This window comes from Clostridium sp. AM46-21, from assembly GCF_003480025.1.
Classification (GTDB): domain Bacteria; phylum Bacillota; class Clostridia; order Lachnospirales; family Lachnospiraceae; genus Coprococcus; species Coprococcus ammoniilyticus.
The window spans coordinates 13,295-32,351 of record NZ_QUIB01000012.1; the positions used below are offsets into that span (position 1 = coordinate 13,295).

The following is a 19,057-nucleotide window of genomic DNA, read 5'->3' on the forward strand; positions in this document are numbered from 1 at the left end:
ATTTACTATGTTTTTAAGGGATATATATAGTTCTGACAACGAAAGCAACGGAATATTTGAGAAAAAGTAAATTTAGGAAAAGTAACTATAAATAAAAGGAATTGAGAGTTTTTAGAGGTCGGTTGTCAGCTTCCGGTTGTCAGCTGAAAGAGGCTCTTCCTTACCAGGCAGACATAAAGGAGAACACAAATGGAGAATAGAAAATCACACACACCGGTAGCACTCAGAAAGCAGATAGGTGGCACAATGTATGTTGTGAGAGTGCATTTCAATGAGGATGCCGAAGAAAGCATGAAGGACAAGATAAAGAGGCTGATTGAGAATGATGTTAGGGCAAATCAGCATACGGCATAGGTAGAAAAGCATATGGAAAACTTGCATATATTGTGGTATAATTAGTATGTTCAATAAGAGCGAAAAATAAGAATATTCTTAACAGATGAATTTATGGAAGGGGGAATTTATCATGAGGAAGAATGTAAAAATCATTGTTGGTGTCGTTGTGCTTATTCTTGTACTCGTTGTTGGTTCTTTTGTAGGACTCATAATTAACCGTACCAACGACCATAAATTTGGGAGATATGTATCAACGGAAGGTCCTTGGGGAATGACTGCCACCTGGGTATCGGAGGACAGTGCCAGTTATCTTGTCTGCAAGAAGGAAAACGATGAACCGTTTGCCAATGTTACAGCCTATTTTCAGGGTGTGGACGGTTGGCAGGCCTATGAGTTGAATAGCATCGATAGAATTGTTTATCTGGACATTGTAAAAGATGGCGTTGTTGTTGACGGCACCAGCGGCTATATGAAATTTGATGGAACTACATTTACTATTACAGATCTGGACAAAGATACCTTTGGTGCAGATGAATTTCATTATGTCATTACCGATAAGGAGTTCAGTCCCGAATAAAGTGTCAAACCTATTCCAGTTTGGGCATGAGGTTGCCGAAAATCAAAAGTGAATAAAAATGACTTTATAGCCATTGTGGAGAAATCTACAGTGGCTTTTTTCATGCAATGAAATGTATGGGTACTAAAAAGTCTTTGACATTTTGTTTCAGGTAAGACAGCCAAGAGTATTCTGGTTTCCTGTGGTGCGAGACTTGCACCATTTGACATCAAGGAAGTCAGGGAGATAACAGCATATGATGAACTCGACTTAGGGGACATCGGTAGAAGAAAGACAGCATTGTTTGTCATTATTTCGGATACAGATGATTCCCTTAATTTTTTGGTATCAATCATGTACACACAGCTTTTCAATCTGCTCTGTACGATTGCAGACGATGAATACCATGGAAAGCTCCCGGTACATGTTAGGTGTATCTTAGACGAGTTCACAAACATCGGACAGATTCCGAAGTTTGACAAGCTGATTGCAACCATACGAAGCAGAGAGATATCGGCTTCCATTATCCTACAGTCTAAGGCACAGTTAAAGTCAATTTATAAGGATAACGCAGAGACGATCGAGGGTAACTGCGATACATTTCTGTTTTTAGGTGGCAAGGAAAAGTCAACATTAAAAGATCTGTCGGAAGTGCTGGGTAAGGAAACTATTGACACATACAACACATCTGATACCAGAGGAACATCTCAGTCCTATGGTCTGAACTATCAGAAACTTGGACGAGAGCTTATGAGCCAAGACCGCCTGGCTCTTATGGATGGCGGCAAATGTATATTGCAGGTGCGTGGAGTAAGACCGTTCTTTTCAGATAAGGTTGATATAACCGCACACGAGATGTACAAAGAGCTTTCGGATTTTGACAAGAAAAATCAATTTGATATTGAGAAATATGTTTCCGAATATGGCAGACCGAAGTTTTCCAAGAAGGATAAGTTCATAGAACTTGACCTTACCGGAGTGAAGTATCCGGATGATCTGGTGAACTTTGCCATAGAGGAAGCCGGGATGATGAAGAAAGCAGAGCAAAACGAAGCAGCGGCTTTACAGTAAAAAGAATAAATGAGGGGAGAACCCTTCATGTGTGTATTTGCCGCTGCTCCTGATCTATCACCACAATAGACCGCTCTTATTATATCACGGAGGGTCGAAAAATAAGAGATTAAAAGGAGATTATTTATTATGAATTTACTTATGAATTATGCCATGACTGCCATGTCAGGCTCTAACTTACTTTCAAGTGTTGCGTCATTTTTTGCTTCACACAAGCTGCTTGCAAACCTGCTTATCCTGCTTGACTATACATCGTTCCTTACAAGCGGTGTATCAGCACTCAAGGTCGTTATCATTGCAGTAGGCGGTGGTCTTGCAGTTCTTGGCGTTGTAAATCTGCTTGAAGGTTATGGTAATGATAACCCGGGTGCAAATGCTCATGTGCGGTAAAGTAACACACAAAAATTTGATAGACAACCGCCCATTATTCCGTTACTATTCTTCAATATGGATTGAGAAAACCTCTCTGATACAGTATAATAAAGTGTCAGGGAGGTATCTCTATGAAGGAAAAAATACTAATCATTGAAGATGATTTTACGATACAAACACAGCTTAAAACTCTTTTGTCTGGGAATGGATATGAAGTATTTGCAGTTACGGATTTTTCCCAAACAATAGAGCAGTTAAAAGAAGCTGCGCCACATCTGGTTATTCTGGATATAAAACTTCCGGGGAATAACGGTTTTGAAATATGCTCGGGGATTCGCACCTTTTCAGATATTCCGATTGTATTTGTAACAAGCAGTAATACAGATATGGACGAACTGAACAGCATTATGCTGGGTGGAGATGCGTTTATCACAAAGCCTTATAATCCCGCTATTCTTCTTGCTAAAATTGCTGCATTGTTAAAGAAAGCCTACCGTTCCCCTCAAACAGAAATTTATATGTGGAGAGAAGCTACCCTGCATTTGGAGAGTAGCATGATAGAGTACAAAGGACAGAAAGCAGAATTGACAAAGAATGAATTGAAAATCCTCTACTACCTTTTTAAGAACGCTGGAAAAATCTGTTCCAGAAATGATATTGTGGATTTTCTTTGGGATAATCAGCTTTATGTTGATGATAATGCCCTAAGTGTCAATATTACCCGCATTCGTGACAAACTGGCAACAATCGGACTTGTAGATTTCATTAAAACAAAACACAGGCAAGGATATACATTATGAGTGGAAAACAATATTTGAAAAATCAACTCCCCGTTATTTTAATCAATCTGTTGGGTATGCTTGCCCTTGCCTTGTTCTTAATTGCAAGCGATAATCCTATCCAAACAGTCCTGTTTATTCTTGCGGTCTGGTCGATTGTCCTTGTTTTATCTTTGCTGGCATTTTATTTCTCACGAAAAAAATATCTGAATAAATTGCTCAATATGACGGAGCAATTAGAAGAACGATATTTATTGCCGGAAATCATGCAAGTGCCGGAAAGGGCTGATGAACAGGTTTTTTACCAGATTATGAAAATGGCTGAAAAATCTATGTTGGAACGGATTGGCGAAGTACAGAGGGAACGCAGGGAATATAAAGAATACATTGAACAATGGATACACGAAGTAAAAACACCAATTACAGCCATGAAGCTGCTGTGTGAGAATAACCGTTCTCCCTTTTCCAGAGAGGTATTGGCAGAGTTAGAGAATATCAATCAATATACAGAACAGGCGCTTTACTATGCCAGAAGTGAACACACTGAAAAAGACTATTCTGTCCGTGAAGTCAATTTATGCGATGTTGTGCATAGTGCAATCGCAGATAATAAGTATCTTTTGCGTCAAAGCATATATCAATTCAGATAGACGATATAGAAACAAAAGTTTACACCGATGAAAAATGGGTGCGGTTCATCTTAAATCAGATTATCGGTAATGCAATCAAATACCATGCAGAGCAGCCTATTTTGCACTTTGGGGCGACAAAAACGAATGACAAGATTGTGCTATCTATCAGCGATAATGGGATAGGTATTCCTAAAAGTGATTTACCCCGTATTTTTGAAAAAGGATTTACAGGTCAGAATGGGCGAACCGGGAAAAATTCTACTGGAATTGGCTTATATCTTTGCAAGCGTCTATGTGATAAACTGGGAATAGGACTTACTGCTTATTCCGAAAACAGAGGAACAACGATTTCACTTATCTTTCAAATGAATGATTTTATTATCGGAGTGCAGGGCTGATAGGTTCTGCACTTCTTACATTTTTGTAAGAACTGTGTAAGAAAACTTGATACAAAAAATGATATACTCCATTTACAATATGGGTATGGAACAGTTAAGGAGGTTTATCCGATGAATACAATTTTGAAGCTGGAGCATATCCAGAAATATTATGGCAATGAGGGAAATATTACCAAAGCCATTAAAGATATTAGTTTTTCTGTGGAAGCCGGAGAATTTCTCGGAATTATGGGTGCGTCCGGTTCTGGAAAGACAACGCTGCTAAACTGTATTTCTACGATTGATACCGTAAGTGCAGGGCATATTTTTTTAGAGGGAACAGATATAACGGAAATCAACCCAAAATCCCTTGCCCGCTTTCGCAGAGAGAATTTAGGTTTTGTATTTCAAGACTTCAATTTGCTGGATACATTGACAATTTCAGAAAACATTGCACTGGCATTAGCAATCAATAAAGTCCCTGCCGGGAGTGTAGAACCCTGCATTTTGGATATAGCCGGAAAGCTGAATATCAGCGATATTCTAAACAAATATCCTTATCAGGTATCGGGCGGTCAAAAACAGCGTTGTGCCTGTGCAAGAGCAATTATCAACAATCCGAAACTCTTATTGGCAGATGAGCCAACAGGAGCATTAGACAGCCATTCCTCACAAATGCTGCTGTCTACCATTCAAAGTATCAATGAACAGCTTAGGGCGACAATTCTTATGGTAACCCATGACGCTTTTACCGCCAGCTATGCCAGCCGTATTCTTTTTTTGAAAGACGGAGAAATCTTTATGGAACTGCGCAAGGGCAACGACAGCAGAAGTGATTTTTTTGATAAAATTCTGAATGTCCTTACCATGATCGGAGGGGGACAGAGCCATGTATGCTAAACTTGTTTTCAGAAATGCAAAACGGTCTGTAAAAGACTATCTGGTCTACATTGTCACAATGACAATCTGTGTTACCTTGTTTTATGCGTTCTTGTCTATTTCCAGTAGTTATTATAGCCCGGATATAGGCAGCGAGTATGATTTTACGCTGTTAAGTGACGGAATGAAAATTGCAATCTGCATGATAACATTACTGTTGTTATTTTTGATACGGTTCGTCAATCATTATATGCTAAGACAGAAGCAAAAGGAGTTTGCTGTCCAGTCCATTATGGGAATGGAACAAAAAACCATTGGCAGGATTTTCTTTGCAGAAACACTGATTATGGGTATGTTTTCCATTTTGATTGGTATTTTTTGCGGTGTATTTTGCTCTCAATTCATTACCGCAATGCTCCTTACTGCTTATGGAAAGCCTTATGAAATCTCATGGACATTATTCCCGGATACCGTTTTGTTGACAGTGGTATTTTTTGTGGCAAGTTTTTTTGTGGTAGGAATTTTCAATACCCGTACCATTCAGAAAACAAAAATTATTGATATGCTTTCCGCAGAGAAAGAGAATGAGCCAGAGCTAAAAAAGAGCCGCTTCATTTTTGTTGTAGTAGTCCTCTTTGAAGTATTTACCGTATGGGGATTGATTACAGGAATACAAAAGGTCTGGTTTTATTATGACCCCCGCTTTGCGTTTTCAGTGCAGCTTATGTTTTGGGAAAATATTCTTTTTCCGCTGCTTACTTTGCTGTGGTCGATATTTTGCATAATTAGAAAGAAAAAAAGAGAATGTTTCATTGCTGGTTTGCTGATATGTTCTGTATTGAATGCTTTTACAGCAGCCAGCGTTGCAGCATTAACAAATAAATATTATCTGTCTTTAGGTGGTGGAACGCTCAATCAATATCTGCTTTTTGTTGTGATTGACTTACTTTTCTTCATTTGTGCCTTCATTTATCTTACCAGTGGTTTGATTGTAGCATGGAAAGTAAAATCGCCGGAACATAGATACAAAGGAGAAAACCTGTTCTTTTTCGGGCAAATTATATCAAAACTAAATACAACTAGCAAAACAATGACGCTGATTTGTATAACCCTTGTCCTTGCAATCTTCATGTTTATTGCCGCCCCTATTTTGACGGGCTGGGCTTCAGGTTATTTGGATATGCGCTCTATGTATGATGTGCAGGTATATTCAAGATATAATGACGTATATGAAGAAGAAAATCTGCCGCAAGACAGTTATGAAATTATTACTGAGTTTCTGACAGAACACAAAATAGATACAGTTTATGATTGCACGTTCAATCTATATCTGCCAGAGAAAGATGATTTTCACAACAGACAGAAATATGATTTTCCGATTGTGGCAATTTCTTTAAGTGATTATAACACCATACGGGAAATGTTGGGTTATGAGCAGATTATTCTGGGAAAAGATGAATTTACAACACAATGGAAAACAATCGCCACCGAGGAAGAACGGGATAGCTTTTTGAAAGAGCATACCAGCATTATGACAGACGCAGGAGAATTGACTCTTTCCGAGCAGTCCTATTATGAGGATCCGATTGGAGAAACAGCATACAATTCCTATACAGATATACTCTATGTACTTCCAGACAGTATTTGTGAAAAGTTGTTGCCCGTAATAAAAAACCGCTATATCACAACAGAAGAAAACATCTCCTATGAAAATGCAAGGGAACTGGAAAAACTTTTTACAGAGGAATACCCAGAGCAAGCAGAAAACGGTGTTATGTATGGAATACGGTTCAGCACATTACAGAGGAATAGTACAATAGCAAATAATTTCGTTTTACGGGCTGCAATGATTTATGGTGCTGTTGTATTGATGATTATATGTCTTACCGTACTTTCCTTGCAACAACTCTTAGACGCAGGACAATATAAATATCGCTTCTCTGTACTCCGAAAATTGGGGGTGGAAGAAAAGCATATCGGAAAACTGATTTTGCAACAATTAAGTGTTTGGTTTGGGCTTCCAATTATCACAGCAATCATTGTAGCTGCTATTGTAATAGCTTACTTTATCCAAACCATATCAGCAGAAATTTCAGCCTATATCGGGTTCGGTGCAGTGATGTTACAAATAGGGGCAACAATGGGGATTTTGGCAATTTTATTGATTTGTTACTTCATAAGTACATGGATTATTTTTAGGCGTTCTGTTAATCCATAGTGAGTGCAATTTATAGCAAACCCAGCCGAGCCAGTCAACGGCAAGTAAATGGGCTACGCCCACCGTTGACAGCCCCGCCTGTCCTTGCTGGTGGGTAATCAAGGGGCGACAGCAAAAAGTGCTGCCGCCCTTTCCCATAATCGAAGAAAGGGGGATTTTCCATGACTGAATACGAAGCCTATCAAGAACATATCCGCTATACCCATGATACCTATTGCCGGATTGTTATTCGCCATGCGTCCTTTGACGCTGCCCGTATGCTGGCAGCGCGGTGGAAACGGGAAATCTCCCTTGAATACTTGACCGAAGAAAAGTTTGTTCCACTAAGCACCATAGATGAGTATTTTCAAGTGCCAGACTATGGCGAAACTTATCCATTCTCCGTCCGGGGGAAGACGATATTTTTAGATAGCTGTTCCCTTGCGGCGGCTCTTGCCGAACTGCCGGAACAGTCGCAGGAGGAAATCTTTTTGTATTACTTCCAGCATTTGAAGCAGAAAGAAATCGGAGAACAAAGCGGCTGGACACGCAGCACAATCGGGCGGCATATCCAGCTTGCCTTGAAGCGGCTGAAAGAAGAAATGGAGGTGCTGTCCCATGAGTAGCCTACTTCTCCCCTATGACACGATAATAAAAGCACATGAGGGCGACCCCATAGCGATACAAGCTGTCCTTGACCGATATGCCGGGTATATCCGCTATTTCTCCAAAATGAACGGCTATTATAATTCTGATATGGAGGACTACATCAGAACAAAGCTGATTGAAAGCCTGTTCAAGTTCCGGCTTGACCGATAACATAAAAACTGAATATCCCGCCGCCCCGCAGCAGCACATGAAGCAGTAAATCCGAAAAAGATTTGCTGCTTTTTTGCGTCCATTTTTGGCAAATTTCCAAATGTTCCGTATTAGACATTGAAGCTAAAAAGGCTGCCATTTTTTTAGACAGCGGGCAAAACGCAGCTTCCGAAACGCCTTATTGTCGGGAAAGACCGAGCCGCCGGAAAAGTTCTTGCCGGAAAGTCCGTCATTTTTGCTTTTTGCGGTGTTGTAGGGAGTAAGGGGAAGAACGCCAGCCCGCAGCCTTTTATGAAAAAGCTGGTTATAGATTTTCTGAAAAAGTGGCAGTAGGAAGTGAACGGCAGTCCGGCAGTTTTTTAGAGCAAGATTCTACCGCAGTACCAAAATTCGCTTTTCGCTCATTTTGCCCCTGCGGGAATCTTGTTGGGGAGTGCCTTCCCCAAACCCTGCTTATGCGGCTTGCGCCGCTGAAAAATCCCTCAAAATAATTTTTCGGATTTTTCAAAAACAGTTCCGCTTTACACCCTGTTTTTCTCCTGTTAGTGAGAGGACACCACGCACAGCCGAAAGGAGGTTTTACCATGCGAAAACGATATAACACGCCGCACCGCAGCCGGGTAGTCAAGACACGCATGACCGAGGAAGAATACGCCGAGTTTGCGGAAAGGCTTTCTGCTTACAACATGAGCCAAGCCGAGTTTATCCGGCAAGCCATAACCGGGGCAGCCATACGCCCCATCATAACCGTTTCCCCCGTCAATGACGAGTTGCTTGCCGCTGTTGGGAAGCTGACCGCCGAATACGGCAGGATCGGCGGCAACTTAAACCAGATAGCCCGGACGCTGAACGAGTGGCACAGCCCCTACCCGCAGCTTGCCGGGGAGGTACGGGCGGCGGTTTCCGACCTTGCTGCCCTAAAGTTTGAAGTCTTGCAGAAAGTGGGTGACGCTGTTGGCAACATTCAAACATATCAGCTCTAAAAATGCGGACTATGGCGCAGCGGAAGCCTATCTCACATTTGAGCATGACGAGTTTACCATGAAGCCCACCCTTGATGAAAACGGGCGGCTGATACCGAGGGAGGATTACCGCATTTCTTCCCTCAACTGCGGGGGCGAGGATTTCGCTGTTGCCTGTATGCGGGCTAATCTCCGCTATGAGAAAAACCAAAAACGGGAAGATGTGAAAAGCCACCACTATATCATCAGCTTTGACCCACGGGACGGGACAGACAACGGCTTGACCGTAGACCGGGCGCAGGAGCTGGGCGAGCAGTTCTGCAAGGAGCATTTTCCCGGACACCAAGCCTAATCTGCACCCACCCGGACGGGCATAACCACAGCGGCAATATCCATGTGCATATCGTCATCAACTCCCTGCGGATTTATGAAGTCCCGCTTCTGCCCTACATGGACAGACCAGCCGATACACGGGAGGGCTGCAAGCACCGCTGCACCAATGCCGCTATGGAATATTTCAAGAGTGAAGTCATGGAGATGTGCCACCGGGAGGGGCTTTACCAAATCGACCTCCTAAACGGCAGCAAGGAACGGATAACGGAACGGGAATACTGGGCGGCAAAGAAAGGGCAGCTTGCCCTTGATAAAGAGAACGCCACCAGAGAAGCCGCCGGACAGCCGACCAAGCCCACCAAGTTTGAAACGGACAAGGCGAAGCTGCGCCGGACGATACGGCAGGCACTTTCCCAAGCTACCAGCTTTGACGAGTTTTCTTCCCTTTTGCTGCGTGAGGGTGTGACTGTCAAGGAGAGCCGGGGGCGGCTTTCCTACCTCACGCCGGACAGGACAAAGCCTATCACAGCCCGGAAGCTGGGGGACGATTTTGACAAGGCTGCTGTCCTTGCCCTGCTTACACAGAACGCCCGCAGAGCCGCCGAACAGACCAAAGCCATACCCGAATACCCTGCCGCAGTTAAAAAGCCGTCACAAGGGGAAAAAACCACAAAAACCACCCCGGCAGACAACACCTTGCAGCGCATGGTTGACCGGGAAGCCAAGCGAGCCGAGGGCAAGGGCGTGGGCTATGACCGCTGGGCGGCAAAGTACAATCTAAAGCAAATGGCGGCTACCGTTACCGCCTACCAGCAGTACGGCTTTTCTTCCCCGGAGGAACTGGACGAAGCCTGTTCTGCCGCCTATACCGCCATGCGGGAAAGCCTTATAGAGCTGAAGCAGGTGGAAAAGACGCTGGACGGGAAAAAGGAGCTGCAACGGCAGGTGCTTGCCTATTCCAAGACCCGCCCTGTCCGGGACGGGCTGAAACAGCAGAAAAACGCCAAAGCAAAAGCAGCCTACCGACAGAAGCACGAAAGCGACTTTATCATAGCAGACGCAGCCGCCCGTTATTTTAGGGAGAACGGCATTTCCAAGCTGCCAAGCTATAAAGCCCTGCAAGCAGAGATTGAAACCCTTATCAAAGAGAAAAACAGCGGCTACAACGATTACCGGGCAAAACGGGAGGAATACCGCCGCTTACAGACCGTCAAGGGCAATATCGACCAGATTTTACGCCGGGAGCGCAAGCCTGTGAAAAGGCAGGAACAGGAGCGATAAAAACCACCCCAAAATGTACCCGAACCCATACAGAACAAGGGGGCTGCCCCGTACCCTATCCGCAATACCAAAGGATTTTTTAACGGGCTTACAGGGCAGAAAAACCCCGAAAATGATACCGAGATGATACAGAATTATCGCCGATACCGCCACACCAGCGGAAACGGCAGAAAGGAGCGCACCCATGCCAAGAATGAGCAAGAAACGGCGGCTGGAATGGTCCTTTTTCCTGCGGCAAGTAAAAGTCGGGAATACCACCTGCGACCGTATCACATACAACGACCTCTGCCGGGGCTGTACCCATAGCTGCAAGCAGAGCTTCCGGGCGGTTATCATACTCTGCCCCCGCTACTACTCCAAACGCCGGAAAAAGGAGGACAGGGACAATGGCAGATAACCGCAAGTATTACTACCTCAAGCTGAAAGAGAACTTTTTTGACAGCGACTCCATTGTGCTGCTGGAAGATATGAAAGACGGGATTTTATATTCCAATATCCTCTTGAAGCTGTACTTAAAATCGCTGAAAAACGGCGGGAAGTTGCAGCTTGACGAGCATATCCCCTACACAGCGCAGATGATAGCGACACTGACCCGCCACCAGATAGGGACGGTTGAGAGGGCTTTAGAGATTTTCCGGCAGTTGGGGCTTGTGGAGCAGCTTGACAGTGGGGCTTTTTATATGACCGACATTGAGCTGATGATAGGACAGTCCTCTACCGAAGCCGAGAGGAAACGGGCTGCAAGACAGGAAAACAAGGCACTTTTACCGCCCCGGACAAAAGGCGGACATTTGTCCGACATTCGTCCACCAGAGATAGAGTTAGAGAAAGAGATAGAGATAGAAAAAGAGAGAGAGGGAGAAACGGGACACCCCGTCCCCGCCGCTTATGGCAGATACAACAATGTGATACTGACCGATACAGAGCTTTCCGGGCTGAAAACAGAGCTGCCCGACAAGTGGGAGTATTATATTGACCGGCTTTCCTGCCATATCGCTTCCACCGGGAAGCAGTACCACAGCCATGCAGCCACCATTTACAAGTGGGCGCAGGAGGACGCTGCCAAAGGCAAGGCTGCCCCGAAACAGGGCATACCCGATTATTCATGCAAGGAGGGCGAGAGCTTATGAAAAACGAGATTGAAGCTATGATTACGGACATTACAGCCACTACCGCCGAAGCGGAGGACTACACAGGCGAGGACGGGCTTTTATACTGCGGCAAGTGCCATACGCCAAAAGAAGCCTACTTTGCAGAGGGAAAGACCTGTTTCGGGCGTGACCGCCACCCAACAGACTGCGACTGCCAGCGGGCAGCCCGTGAAAAACGGGAAGCCGCTGAAAGCAGACAGAAGCACCTTGAAACAGTGGAGGACTTGAAGCGCCGGGGCTTTACCGACCCCGCTATGCGGAACTGGACATTTGAGCATGACAACGGCAGAAACCCACAGACCGAAACTGCCCGCTTTTATGTGGAGAGCTGGGAAACCATGCAGGCTGAAAATATCGGCTACCTGTTTTGGGGCGGCGTGGGGACAGGAAAAAGCTACCTTGCCGCCTGTATCGCCAACGCCCTTATGGAGAAAGAGGTTGCCGTCTGTATGACAAACTTTGCAACCATACTCAATGACCTTGCCGCCAGCTTTGATGGCAGGAACGAATATATTTCCCGCCTTTGCAGCTACCCCCTGCTGATACTTGATGATTTTGGTATGGAGCGAGGAACAGAATACGGGCTGGAACAGGTTTATAGCGTGATTGACAGCCGTTACCGAAGCGGCAAGCCGCTGATCGCCACGACCAACCTCACGCTGGAGGAATTGCAGCACCCGCAGGACACGCCCCATGCCCGTATCTATGACAGGCTGACTTCCATGTGCGCCCCCGTTCGCTTCACGGGCAGCAATTTCCGAAAGGAAACCGCACAGGAAAAGCTGGAACGCTTAAAGCAACTGATGAAGCAGCGAAAGGAGAGCCTATGACAGAAACCAAACAGACAAGCACCACCAAAACAGACCGCCGCCCGGACTGTGTAACGGAAATCCGCATGGGCAACTCCGTCCTTACCGTTTCCGGCTTCTTCAAGCAGGGCGCAACCGACACCGCAGCCGACAAGATGATGAAAGTGCTGGAAGCGGAAGCTGCTACACAAAAAACGGCGATTTGACCGACCATAAAGAAGCAGATTTGACGCTTTTGCCGCTATACAGACAGCCGCCCCATGTGGTACAATCAAGGTACGGAATAGTGGGGCTGGCTGTCGGAAACGGAGGATTTTATGTTAAGACAGACCAACCAACAACCAATTACCGCCCTTTACCCAAGACTTTCCCATGAGGACGAGCTGCAAGGCGAGAGCAATTCCATTTCCAACCAGAAGCGTATTCTTGAGACCTATGCAAAGCAGAACGGCTTTTCCAATCTGCGCTGGTACACGGACGACGGTTATTCTGGTGCGAACTTTCAAAGACCCGGTTTTCAAGCCATGCTTGCGGACATTGAAGCCGGAAAAGTCGGGACAGTTATCGTAAAGGATATGTCGAGGTTAGGGCGAAACTACCTGCAAGTGGGAATGTACACGGAAATGGTTTTCCCACAGAAAGGCGTCCGCTTCATCGCTATCAATGACGGAGTGGACAGCGCACAGGGCGACAATGACTTTGCCCCGCTGCGGAATATCTTTAACGAATGGCTGGTGAGAGATACGAGCAAGAAAATCAAAGCAGTAAAACGCTCAAAAGGTATGAGTGGCAAGCCAATCACAAGCAAACCTGTGTATGGCTACCTCATGGACGAGGACGAAAATTTCATTATTGACGATGAAGCTGCACCCGTAGTTAAGCAGATATACAACCTCTGCCTTGCCGGGAACGGTCCGACCAAGATAGCCCGTATGCTCACAGAGCAGCAAATCCCCACGCCGGGGACGCTGGAATACCGCAGGACGGGCAGCACCCGCCGCTACCACCCCGGCTATGAGTGCAAGTGGGCGACCAATACCGTTGTGCATATCCTTGAAAACCGGGAATACACAGGCTGCCTGGTAAACTTCAAGACGGAAAAACTCTCTTACAAAGTCAAGCACAGCGTAGAAAACCCGGAGGAAAAGCAAGCGATATTCGAGAACCACCACGAGCCTATCATAGACACCCAAACATGGGAGCGTGTGCAGGAATTACGCAAACAGCGCAAGCGACCGAACCGCTATGATGAAGTGGGCTTGTTCTCCGGCATACTGTTCTGTGCAGACTGCGGCAGTGTGATGTATCAGCAGCGATACCAGACGGACAAGCGCAAGCAGGACTGTTATATCTGCGGCAACTACAAGAAACGCACCCATGACTGTACGGCGCACTTTATCCGCACCGACCTCTTGACCGCTGGCGTACTCTCCAATCTGCGGAAAGTGACAAGCTATGCGGCAAAGCATGAAGCCCGGTTTATGAAGCTCTTGATTGAGCAGAACGAGGACGGGGGCAAGCGCAGGAACGCCGCCAAGAAAAAGGAGCTGGAAGCCGCCGAGAAACGCATAGCCGAGTTATCCGCTATCTTCAAGCGGCTGTATGAGGACAGCGTGACCGGGCGCATATCAGACGAGCGTTTCACAGAGCTGTCGGCAGACTATGAAGCAGAACAACGGGAGCTGAAAGAAAGAGCCGCTGCTATCCAAGCGGAGCTTTCCAAAGCACAGGAAGCCACCGTGAACGCAGAAAAGTTTATGAATGTTGTCCGGCGGCATACCAGCTTTGAAGAACTTACCCCTACTCTGTTGCGGGAGTTTGTAGAGAAAATCGTTGTGCATGAGTGCAGCTATGACGAGAACAAGACCCGTAGGCAGGACATTGAGATTTATTATTCTTTTGTTGGCAAGGTGGACTTGCCCGAATAACCGCCCGACCTGTCCGACACAAGAGCTAAGTGCCGGATAGGAACGGCAAAATTTTTTACACTTCTATTACTTCTTTATCGCACATCAGTAAAGTCACAGGGCATGAAGCAGTTTATGGCGGGTGCCGGTGTTATGCTGATTGGTGCGCTTCTTGTACCAAAACTTAAGGACCTTATCCCAGCAAAGGTATTCGTGTTAATGCTGTTGCACCTGGGATTACAGAAACTGATATGATGAAAGCTGTGCCAAAGGAAGTTATCGAACCTATGATTGAAAGAATTCCATTGCGTCGTCTTGGACAGCCAGAAGATATTGCCAATGCGTTTGTGTTTCTTGCTTCAGATGAGGCGAGTTACATTACAGGTGTTATATTAAGTGTAGATGGTATGGCAAGAAGTTAATTTAATGTTGTATGGTGATGTAATCACGGAAAACAAATGAAATTAAGACTATAATAAAGCTACAAAAAGAAAAAGATAAGGAGGACTGTAAAATGTCTGCTATTAATATCAATAAAAATAATTTTGAGAACGAAGTACTGAATTCCGATAAAACCGTTCTTTTAGATTTTTGGGCATCTTGGTGTGCGCCTTGCCGTATGGTAGTACCTATTGTAGAGGAGATTGCAGGTGAGCGTAGGGATATTAAAGTTGGAAAGATTAATGTAGATGAAGAGCCTGAACTGGCAAATAAGTTCAGTATTATGAGCATTCCGACTTTAGTGGTTATGAAGAATGGGAAGATTGTACAGCAGGTTTCAGGGGCGAGATCTAAGAATGCGATTTTAGAAATGCTTTAGAGAGGTGTGCTAATGGGATTTTTTAATTTCTTTAAACAGTCGAATATTAATCAAGGCATAGAAGAATATAAAAGGACTGCTGGTGCAGTTCTGCTGGATGTCCGTACTCCGCAGGAATATCAGGAAGGACATATACCAGAAAGTAAAAATGTGCCGTTGCAGCAACTAGACAATATTGTTTCTGTAGCGAAGAATAAGGATATCCCTCTGTTTGTATACTGTTATTCCGGTTCCCGGAGCCGTCAGGCAACTGGGATGTTGCAACGAATGGGATATTCTAAAGTAAATAATATCGGTGGCATTGCAGCTTACTCAGGAAAGGTGGAAAAATAAGATGAAGGTAATAATCGTAGGAGGTGTAGCAGGAGGAGCTACAGCCGCAGCAAGAATACGCAGACTGGATGAACATGCAGAAATTACTGTGTATGAAAGATCCGGATACATATCCTATGCGAATTGTGGGCTTCCATATTATATTGGAGACGTGATTACAGATCCGGAAGCACTTACACTACAGACACCAGAGAGTTTTTTTAAACGCTTCCGTATTAACATGAAAATTCATCATGAAGTTATCTCAATACATCCCGAATGTAAAACTGTTTCAGTGAAGAATTTAGAAAACGGTGAAATATTTGAAGAAAACTATGATAAGCTAATCCTATCTCCAGGTGCAAAGCCTACACAGCCGAGACTTCCCGGAGTAGGTATTGATAAACTTTTTACACTTCGTACTGTAGAAGACACTTTTCGGATAAAGGAATATATAAATAAGAATCATCCAAAATCGGCTGTATTGGCAGGTGGCGGTTTTATTGGTCTGGAACTGGCAGAAAATTTGAGGGAGCTTGGCATGGATGTTACGATTGTCCAGGGGCCTAAGCAGCTGATGAACCCTTTTGACCCGGATATGGCATCCATGATCCATAATGAAATGAGAAAGCATGGGATAAAACTGATACTGGGCTATACAGTAGAAGGATTTAAAGGAAATGACAACGGAGTGGAGGTTCTGTTGAAAGATAATCCATCCCTTCAGGCTGATATGGTAGTTCTGGCAATCGGAGTCACACCAGACACAGTATTAGCAAAAGAAGCCGGTCTGGAACTTGGCATCAAGGAAAGTATTGTAGTGAATGACAGAATGGAAACCTCTGTACCGGATATTTATGCTGCAGGTGATGCAGTTCAGGTAAAACATTATGTTACGGGTAATGATGCGCTGATTTCTTTGGCAGGACCGGCCAATAAACAGGGCAGAATCATCGCTGATAATATTTGTGGCGGTGATAGTCGTTACCTGGGCAGTCAGGGAAGCTCCGTTATAAAAGTGTTTGATATGATAGCAGCCACTACAGGTATCAATGAAACCAATGCCAAAAAGTCAGGATTAGAGGTAGATACAGTAATTCTTTCTCCTATGAGTCATGCCGGTTACTATCCTGGTGGAAAAGTGATGACCATGAAGGTGGTTTTTGAAAAAGAAAGCTATCGTTTGCTTGGCGCTCAGATTATTGGATATGAAGGAGTTGATAAACGTATTGATGTGCTGGCAACAGCAATTCATGCGGGGCTGAATGCAACCCAGTTGAAAGATCTGGATCTGGCATATGCACCACCTTATTCTTCTGCTAAGGATCCGGTAAACATGGCTGGATTTATGATAGACAATATTGCAAAAGGGACATTAAAGCAATGGCATTTGGAAGATATGGACAAGATTTCTAAAGATAAAGATGTGGAGTTGCTAGATGTGAGAACTGTAGGTGAATTCAGCAGGGGGCATATAGATGGATTCAAAAACATACCTGTAGATGAACTGAGAGAACGAATTAGTGAAATTGAGAAAGGAAAGCCTGTGTATCTGATATGCCAGAGTGGTCTGCGCAGTTATATTGCGAGCCGTATTCTGGAAGGAAACGGTTATGAAACGTATAATTTCTCTGGCGGATTCCGATTCTATGATGCAGTGGTCAATGACCGTGCGCTGATTGAAAGGGCATATGCATGTGGTATGGATTATTAAAAAATAATCACGATATTTTTATAATTTTCTTATAGCATAAAAAGATCCCCCATTTATTAGAATGACTTTCATAATTCTGATAAATGGAGGATTCTTCTTTATATGTTACAGAAAAACAGTTTTATGACCTTTGGAGTGTTTCCAGTCTTTTTGGATCAAGGATTGTGATTTTGCCCCGGGAGAGTTTGACGAGACCCTCGCCTTGAAAGTATCGAAGCATTCGAGTGATAACTTCCCTGTGGGAACCAAGATGGTTGGCGATAGTTTCGTGAGTGATTTTCAATTCATTTGTTTCTTCGATAGAGGTCTCTTCTAAAAGAAATGAAGCAACACGCTTATCCAAACTCTTCCACATGATTTGTTCAATCAGCCACATGACATCAGAAAAACGAGTAGCCATTAACTCATTGGTATAGTTTGCGACAGGAGCAGATTCATTCATGATGCCCTTATAGATTTCAGCAGGGATGATCCAAAGATCAGTATCTTTTTCTGCCTCAATGGTTACTTCAAATTGAATGGATCGTATGATACATGAGGCAGATAAAAGACATATATCCATATCGAACAGACGGTAGAGTGTAATCTCTCGTCCTTCATCTGATAATATATAAGTTCGAAGCTGCCCGGATTTAACCAGTAATAATCCGGTACAATCCATGTTCCCGTTGTGAATGATTGTTCCTTTTTTCACATGCTGTGTGATCAAATTGTCTGAAATTAGTTTTTTCTGTGCTGTATTTAAGTCATTCCATAGTGGAAAATAATTTTCGAAGCTCATAATAGTTATCTCCTTTATGAACATAGTATACTTGCTTTTTTAAGATGCGTCAATCGAATAATTGACATATGCCCTTTATAGGACTATTATATAAGAAAAGCGAGAAAGGAGCAATTTCATGCCGAGACCAGTAAAATGCAGAAAAGTCTGCCATTTCCCAAATGTTTTAGAATTCCTTCCGGCAGATGATACTGAGAAAAAAATGCCCATTGTTCTGACGGTAGATGAGTACGAGACAATCCGTCTTTTGGACAAGAAAGGTTACAGTCAGGAGCAGTGTGCGGAATCTATGCAGATCGCAAGAACGACGGTCCAACGGATTTACGAGATTGCCAGAAAGAAAATAGCAGATGCTCTCATTGATGGACATCCGCTTAAAATTGAGGGTGGGGATTTCATAATCTGTGACGGTCAGAGCAGCGACTGTAGCTTTGGAGGATGTTACAATCATGAGATTTATCAAAAATATGCAGTAGAAAAAGGAGAAGGTATCATGAGAATAGCAGTAACATATGAAAATGGACAGATTTTCCAACACTTTGGACACACAGAGACATTTAAGATTTACGATGTAGAGGAAGGAAAAGTGCTACATTCAGAAGTAGTAGATACGAATGGAAGCGGACATGGTGCATTGGCAGGAGTTCTTAATGCATTAAATGCCGATGTTTTGATCTGCGGCGGAATCGGAGGAGGTGCTCAGACTGCGTTAGCGGCAGCGGGTATTAAGCTTTTTGGCGGAGTTTCAGGAGATGCGGATAAAGCAGTAGAAGCTTTTATCAATGATACGCTTGATTATAATTCGGATGTGAAGTGTTCTCACCATGAGCACAACCATGAGGAAGGACATACGTGTGGTGAGCATGGATGCGGAAGCCATAGCTGTCATTAAGAAGAAAAAAATACAACACGAAAGGATGCGTCAAGGTAATGCCAGAATTATCGTGATACATCCTTTTGTATTTGGAA

At 44.2% G+C, this 19,057-nt stretch carries 20 protein-coding genes and 4 pseudogenes; 23 read left to right on the forward strand and 1 reads right to left on the reverse strand.

All coding sequences use genetic code 11. The features are described 5' to 3' along the window. Positions 1–189: 189 nt before the first annotated feature. From DW959_RS09160 to DW959_RS09270, 22 genes and pseudogenes are all read left to right on the forward strand, one after another. Positions 190–354, forward strand: a complete 165-nt coding sequence (locus DW959_RS09160) for a transposon-encoded TnpW family protein (RefSeq protein ID WP_004853612.1) — start codon at positions 190–192, stop codon at positions 352–354. A 112-nt stretch (positions 355–466) separates the two neighbouring features. Then, complete coding sequence (locus DW959_RS09165; protein WP_226801020.1) at positions 467–913, forward strand: hypothetical protein; 447 nt, start codon at positions 467–469, stop codon at positions 911–913. 147 nt (positions 914–1,060) lie between these two features. Further along, a pseudogene (locus DW959_RS09170) lies at positions 1,061–1,963 on the forward strand (TraM recognition domain-containing protein); the annotation flags it as partial. Positions 1,964–2,092: 129 nt separating this feature from the next. Next, complete coding sequence (locus DW959_RS09175; protein WP_008402226.1) at positions 2,093–2,353, forward strand: Maff2 family mobile element protein; 261 nt, start codon at positions 2,093–2,095, stop codon at positions 2,351–2,353. Between the two features lie 113 nt (positions 2,354–2,466). Beyond that, positions 2,467–3,135, forward strand: a complete 669-nt coding sequence (locus DW959_RS09180; RefSeq protein WP_118098757.1) for a response regulator transcription factor — start codon at positions 2,467–2,469, stop codon at positions 3,133–3,135. Further along, a pseudogene (locus DW959_RS09185) lies at positions 3,132–4,144 on the forward strand (sensor histidine kinase). The gene DW959_RS09180 and the pseudogene DW959_RS09185 overlap by 4 nt, the downstream one beginning before the upstream one ends. Before the next feature lie 111 nt (positions 4,145–4,255). Further along, entirely contained in the window at positions 4,256–5,023 is a 768-nt protein-coding gene (locus DW959_RS09190) for an ABC transporter ATP-binding protein (protein WP_118098759.1), read from the forward strand. Continuing rightward, entirely contained in the window at positions 5,013–7,220 is a 2,208-nt protein-coding gene (locus DW959_RS09195; RefSeq protein ID WP_118615952.1) for an ABC transporter permease, read from the forward strand. The genes DW959_RS09190 and DW959_RS09195 overlap by 11 nt, the downstream gene beginning before the upstream one ends. 161 nt (positions 7,221–7,381) lie before the next feature. Continuing rightward, entirely contained in the window at positions 7,382–7,825 is a 444-nt protein-coding gene (locus DW959_RS09200) for a sigma-70 family RNA polymerase sigma factor (protein WP_055194514.1), read from the forward strand. Continuing rightward, positions 7,818–8,018 (forward strand): helix-turn-helix domain-containing protein, encoded by a 201-nt coding sequence (locus DW959_RS09205; protein ID WP_015536790.1) that lies wholly within the window; start codon positions 7,818–7,820, stop codon positions 8,016–8,018. The genes DW959_RS09200 and DW959_RS09205 overlap by 8 nt, the downstream gene beginning before the upstream one ends. Before the next feature lie 584 nt (positions 8,019–8,602). After that, positions 8,603–9,001: a plasmid mobilization relaxosome protein MobC gene (locus tag DW959_RS09210; RefSeq protein WP_002569238.1), complete on the forward strand. Its 399-nt coding sequence runs from the start codon at positions 8,603–8,605 to the stop codon at positions 8,999–9,001. Next, positions 8,973–10,594, forward strand: a pseudogene (locus DW959_RS09215) (relaxase/mobilization nuclease domain-containing protein). Before DW959_RS09210 ends, DW959_RS09215 begins: the two are co-directional and overlap by 29 nt. 184 nt (positions 10,595–10,778) lie before the next feature. Next, positions 10,779–10,991: a hypothetical protein gene (locus tag DW959_RS09225; protein ID WP_005927784.1), complete on the forward strand. Its 213-nt coding sequence runs from the start codon at positions 10,779–10,781 to the stop codon at positions 10,989–10,991. Continuing rightward, positions 10,981–11,724 carry a phage replisome organizer N-terminal domain-containing protein gene (locus tag DW959_RS09230; RefSeq protein ID WP_118592189.1) on the forward strand — a complete coding sequence of 248 codons (744 nt, stop codon included), beginning with the start codon at positions 10,981–10,983 and terminating at the stop codon, positions 11,722–11,724. Before DW959_RS09225 ends, DW959_RS09230 begins: the two co-directional genes overlap by 11 nt. Continuing rightward, the gene (locus DW959_RS09235; RefSeq protein ID WP_118615954.1) at positions 11,721–12,575 is read left to right on the forward strand and encodes an ATP-binding protein; all 855 of its coding nucleotides are present in this window, start codon (positions 11,721–11,723) and stop codon (positions 12,573–12,575) included. Before DW959_RS09230 ends, DW959_RS09235 begins: the two co-directional genes overlap by 4 nt. Then, positions 12,572–12,760, forward strand: a complete 189-nt coding sequence (locus DW959_RS09240; RefSeq protein ID WP_002569233.1) for a transposon-encoded TnpW family protein — start codon at positions 12,572–12,574, stop codon at positions 12,758–12,760. Before DW959_RS09235 ends, DW959_RS09240 begins: the two co-directional genes overlap by 4 nt. A gap of 111 nt (positions 12,761–12,871) precedes the next feature. Then, the gene (locus DW959_RS09245) at positions 12,872–14,482 is read left to right on the forward strand and encodes a recombinase family protein (RefSeq protein ID WP_118097225.1); all 1,611 of its coding nucleotides are present in this window, start codon (positions 12,872–12,874) and stop codon (positions 14,480–14,482) included. A gap of 114 nt (positions 14,483–14,596) precedes the next feature. Next, on the forward strand, positions 14,597–14,716 hold the full coding sequence (locus tag DW959_RS15105) for a hypothetical protein (protein WP_347475348.1): 120 nt from the start codon (positions 14,597–14,599) through the stop codon (positions 14,714–14,716). Beyond that, positions 14,665–14,883 (forward strand): annotated as a pseudogene (locus DW959_RS09255) (SDR family oxidoreductase); the annotation flags it as partial. The gene DW959_RS15105 and the pseudogene DW959_RS09255, both read left to right, overlap by 52 nt. A gap of 92 nt (positions 14,884–14,975) precedes the next feature. Beyond that, complete coding sequence (trxA, locus tag DW959_RS09260) at positions 14,976–15,281, forward strand: thioredoxin (protein WP_008402246.1); 306 nt, start codon at positions 14,976–14,978, stop codon at positions 15,279–15,281. A 12-nt stretch (positions 15,282–15,293) separates the two neighbouring features. Further along, entirely contained in the window at positions 15,294–15,614 is a 321-nt protein-coding gene (locus DW959_RS09265; RefSeq protein WP_117808620.1) for a rhodanese-like domain-containing protein, read from the forward strand. 1 nt (position 15,615) lies between these two features. Further along, the gene (locus DW959_RS09270; protein ID WP_008402248.1) at positions 15,616–17,307 is read left to right on the forward strand and encodes an FAD-dependent oxidoreductase; all 1,692 of its coding nucleotides are present in this window, start codon (positions 15,616–15,618) and stop codon (positions 17,305–17,307) included. A 121-nt stretch (positions 17,308–17,428) separates the two neighbouring features. Here DW959_RS09270 and DW959_RS09275 read toward each other — a convergent pair whose 3' ends face one another. Beyond that, positions 17,429–18,088, reverse strand: a complete 660-nt coding sequence (locus tag DW959_RS09275) for a Crp/Fnr family transcriptional regulator (RefSeq protein WP_226801021.1) — start codon at positions 18,086–18,088, stop codon at positions 17,429–17,431. A 118-nt stretch (positions 18,089–18,206) separates the two neighbouring features. Here DW959_RS09275 and DW959_RS09280 point away from each other — a divergent pair, with 118 nt between their 5' ends. Continuing rightward, the gene (locus tag DW959_RS09280; protein ID WP_008402250.1) at positions 18,207–18,980 is read left to right on the forward strand and encodes a DUF134 domain-containing protein; all 774 of its coding nucleotides are present in this window, start codon (positions 18,207–18,209) and stop codon (positions 18,978–18,980) included. Positions 18,981–19,057 lie beyond the last annotated feature (77 nt).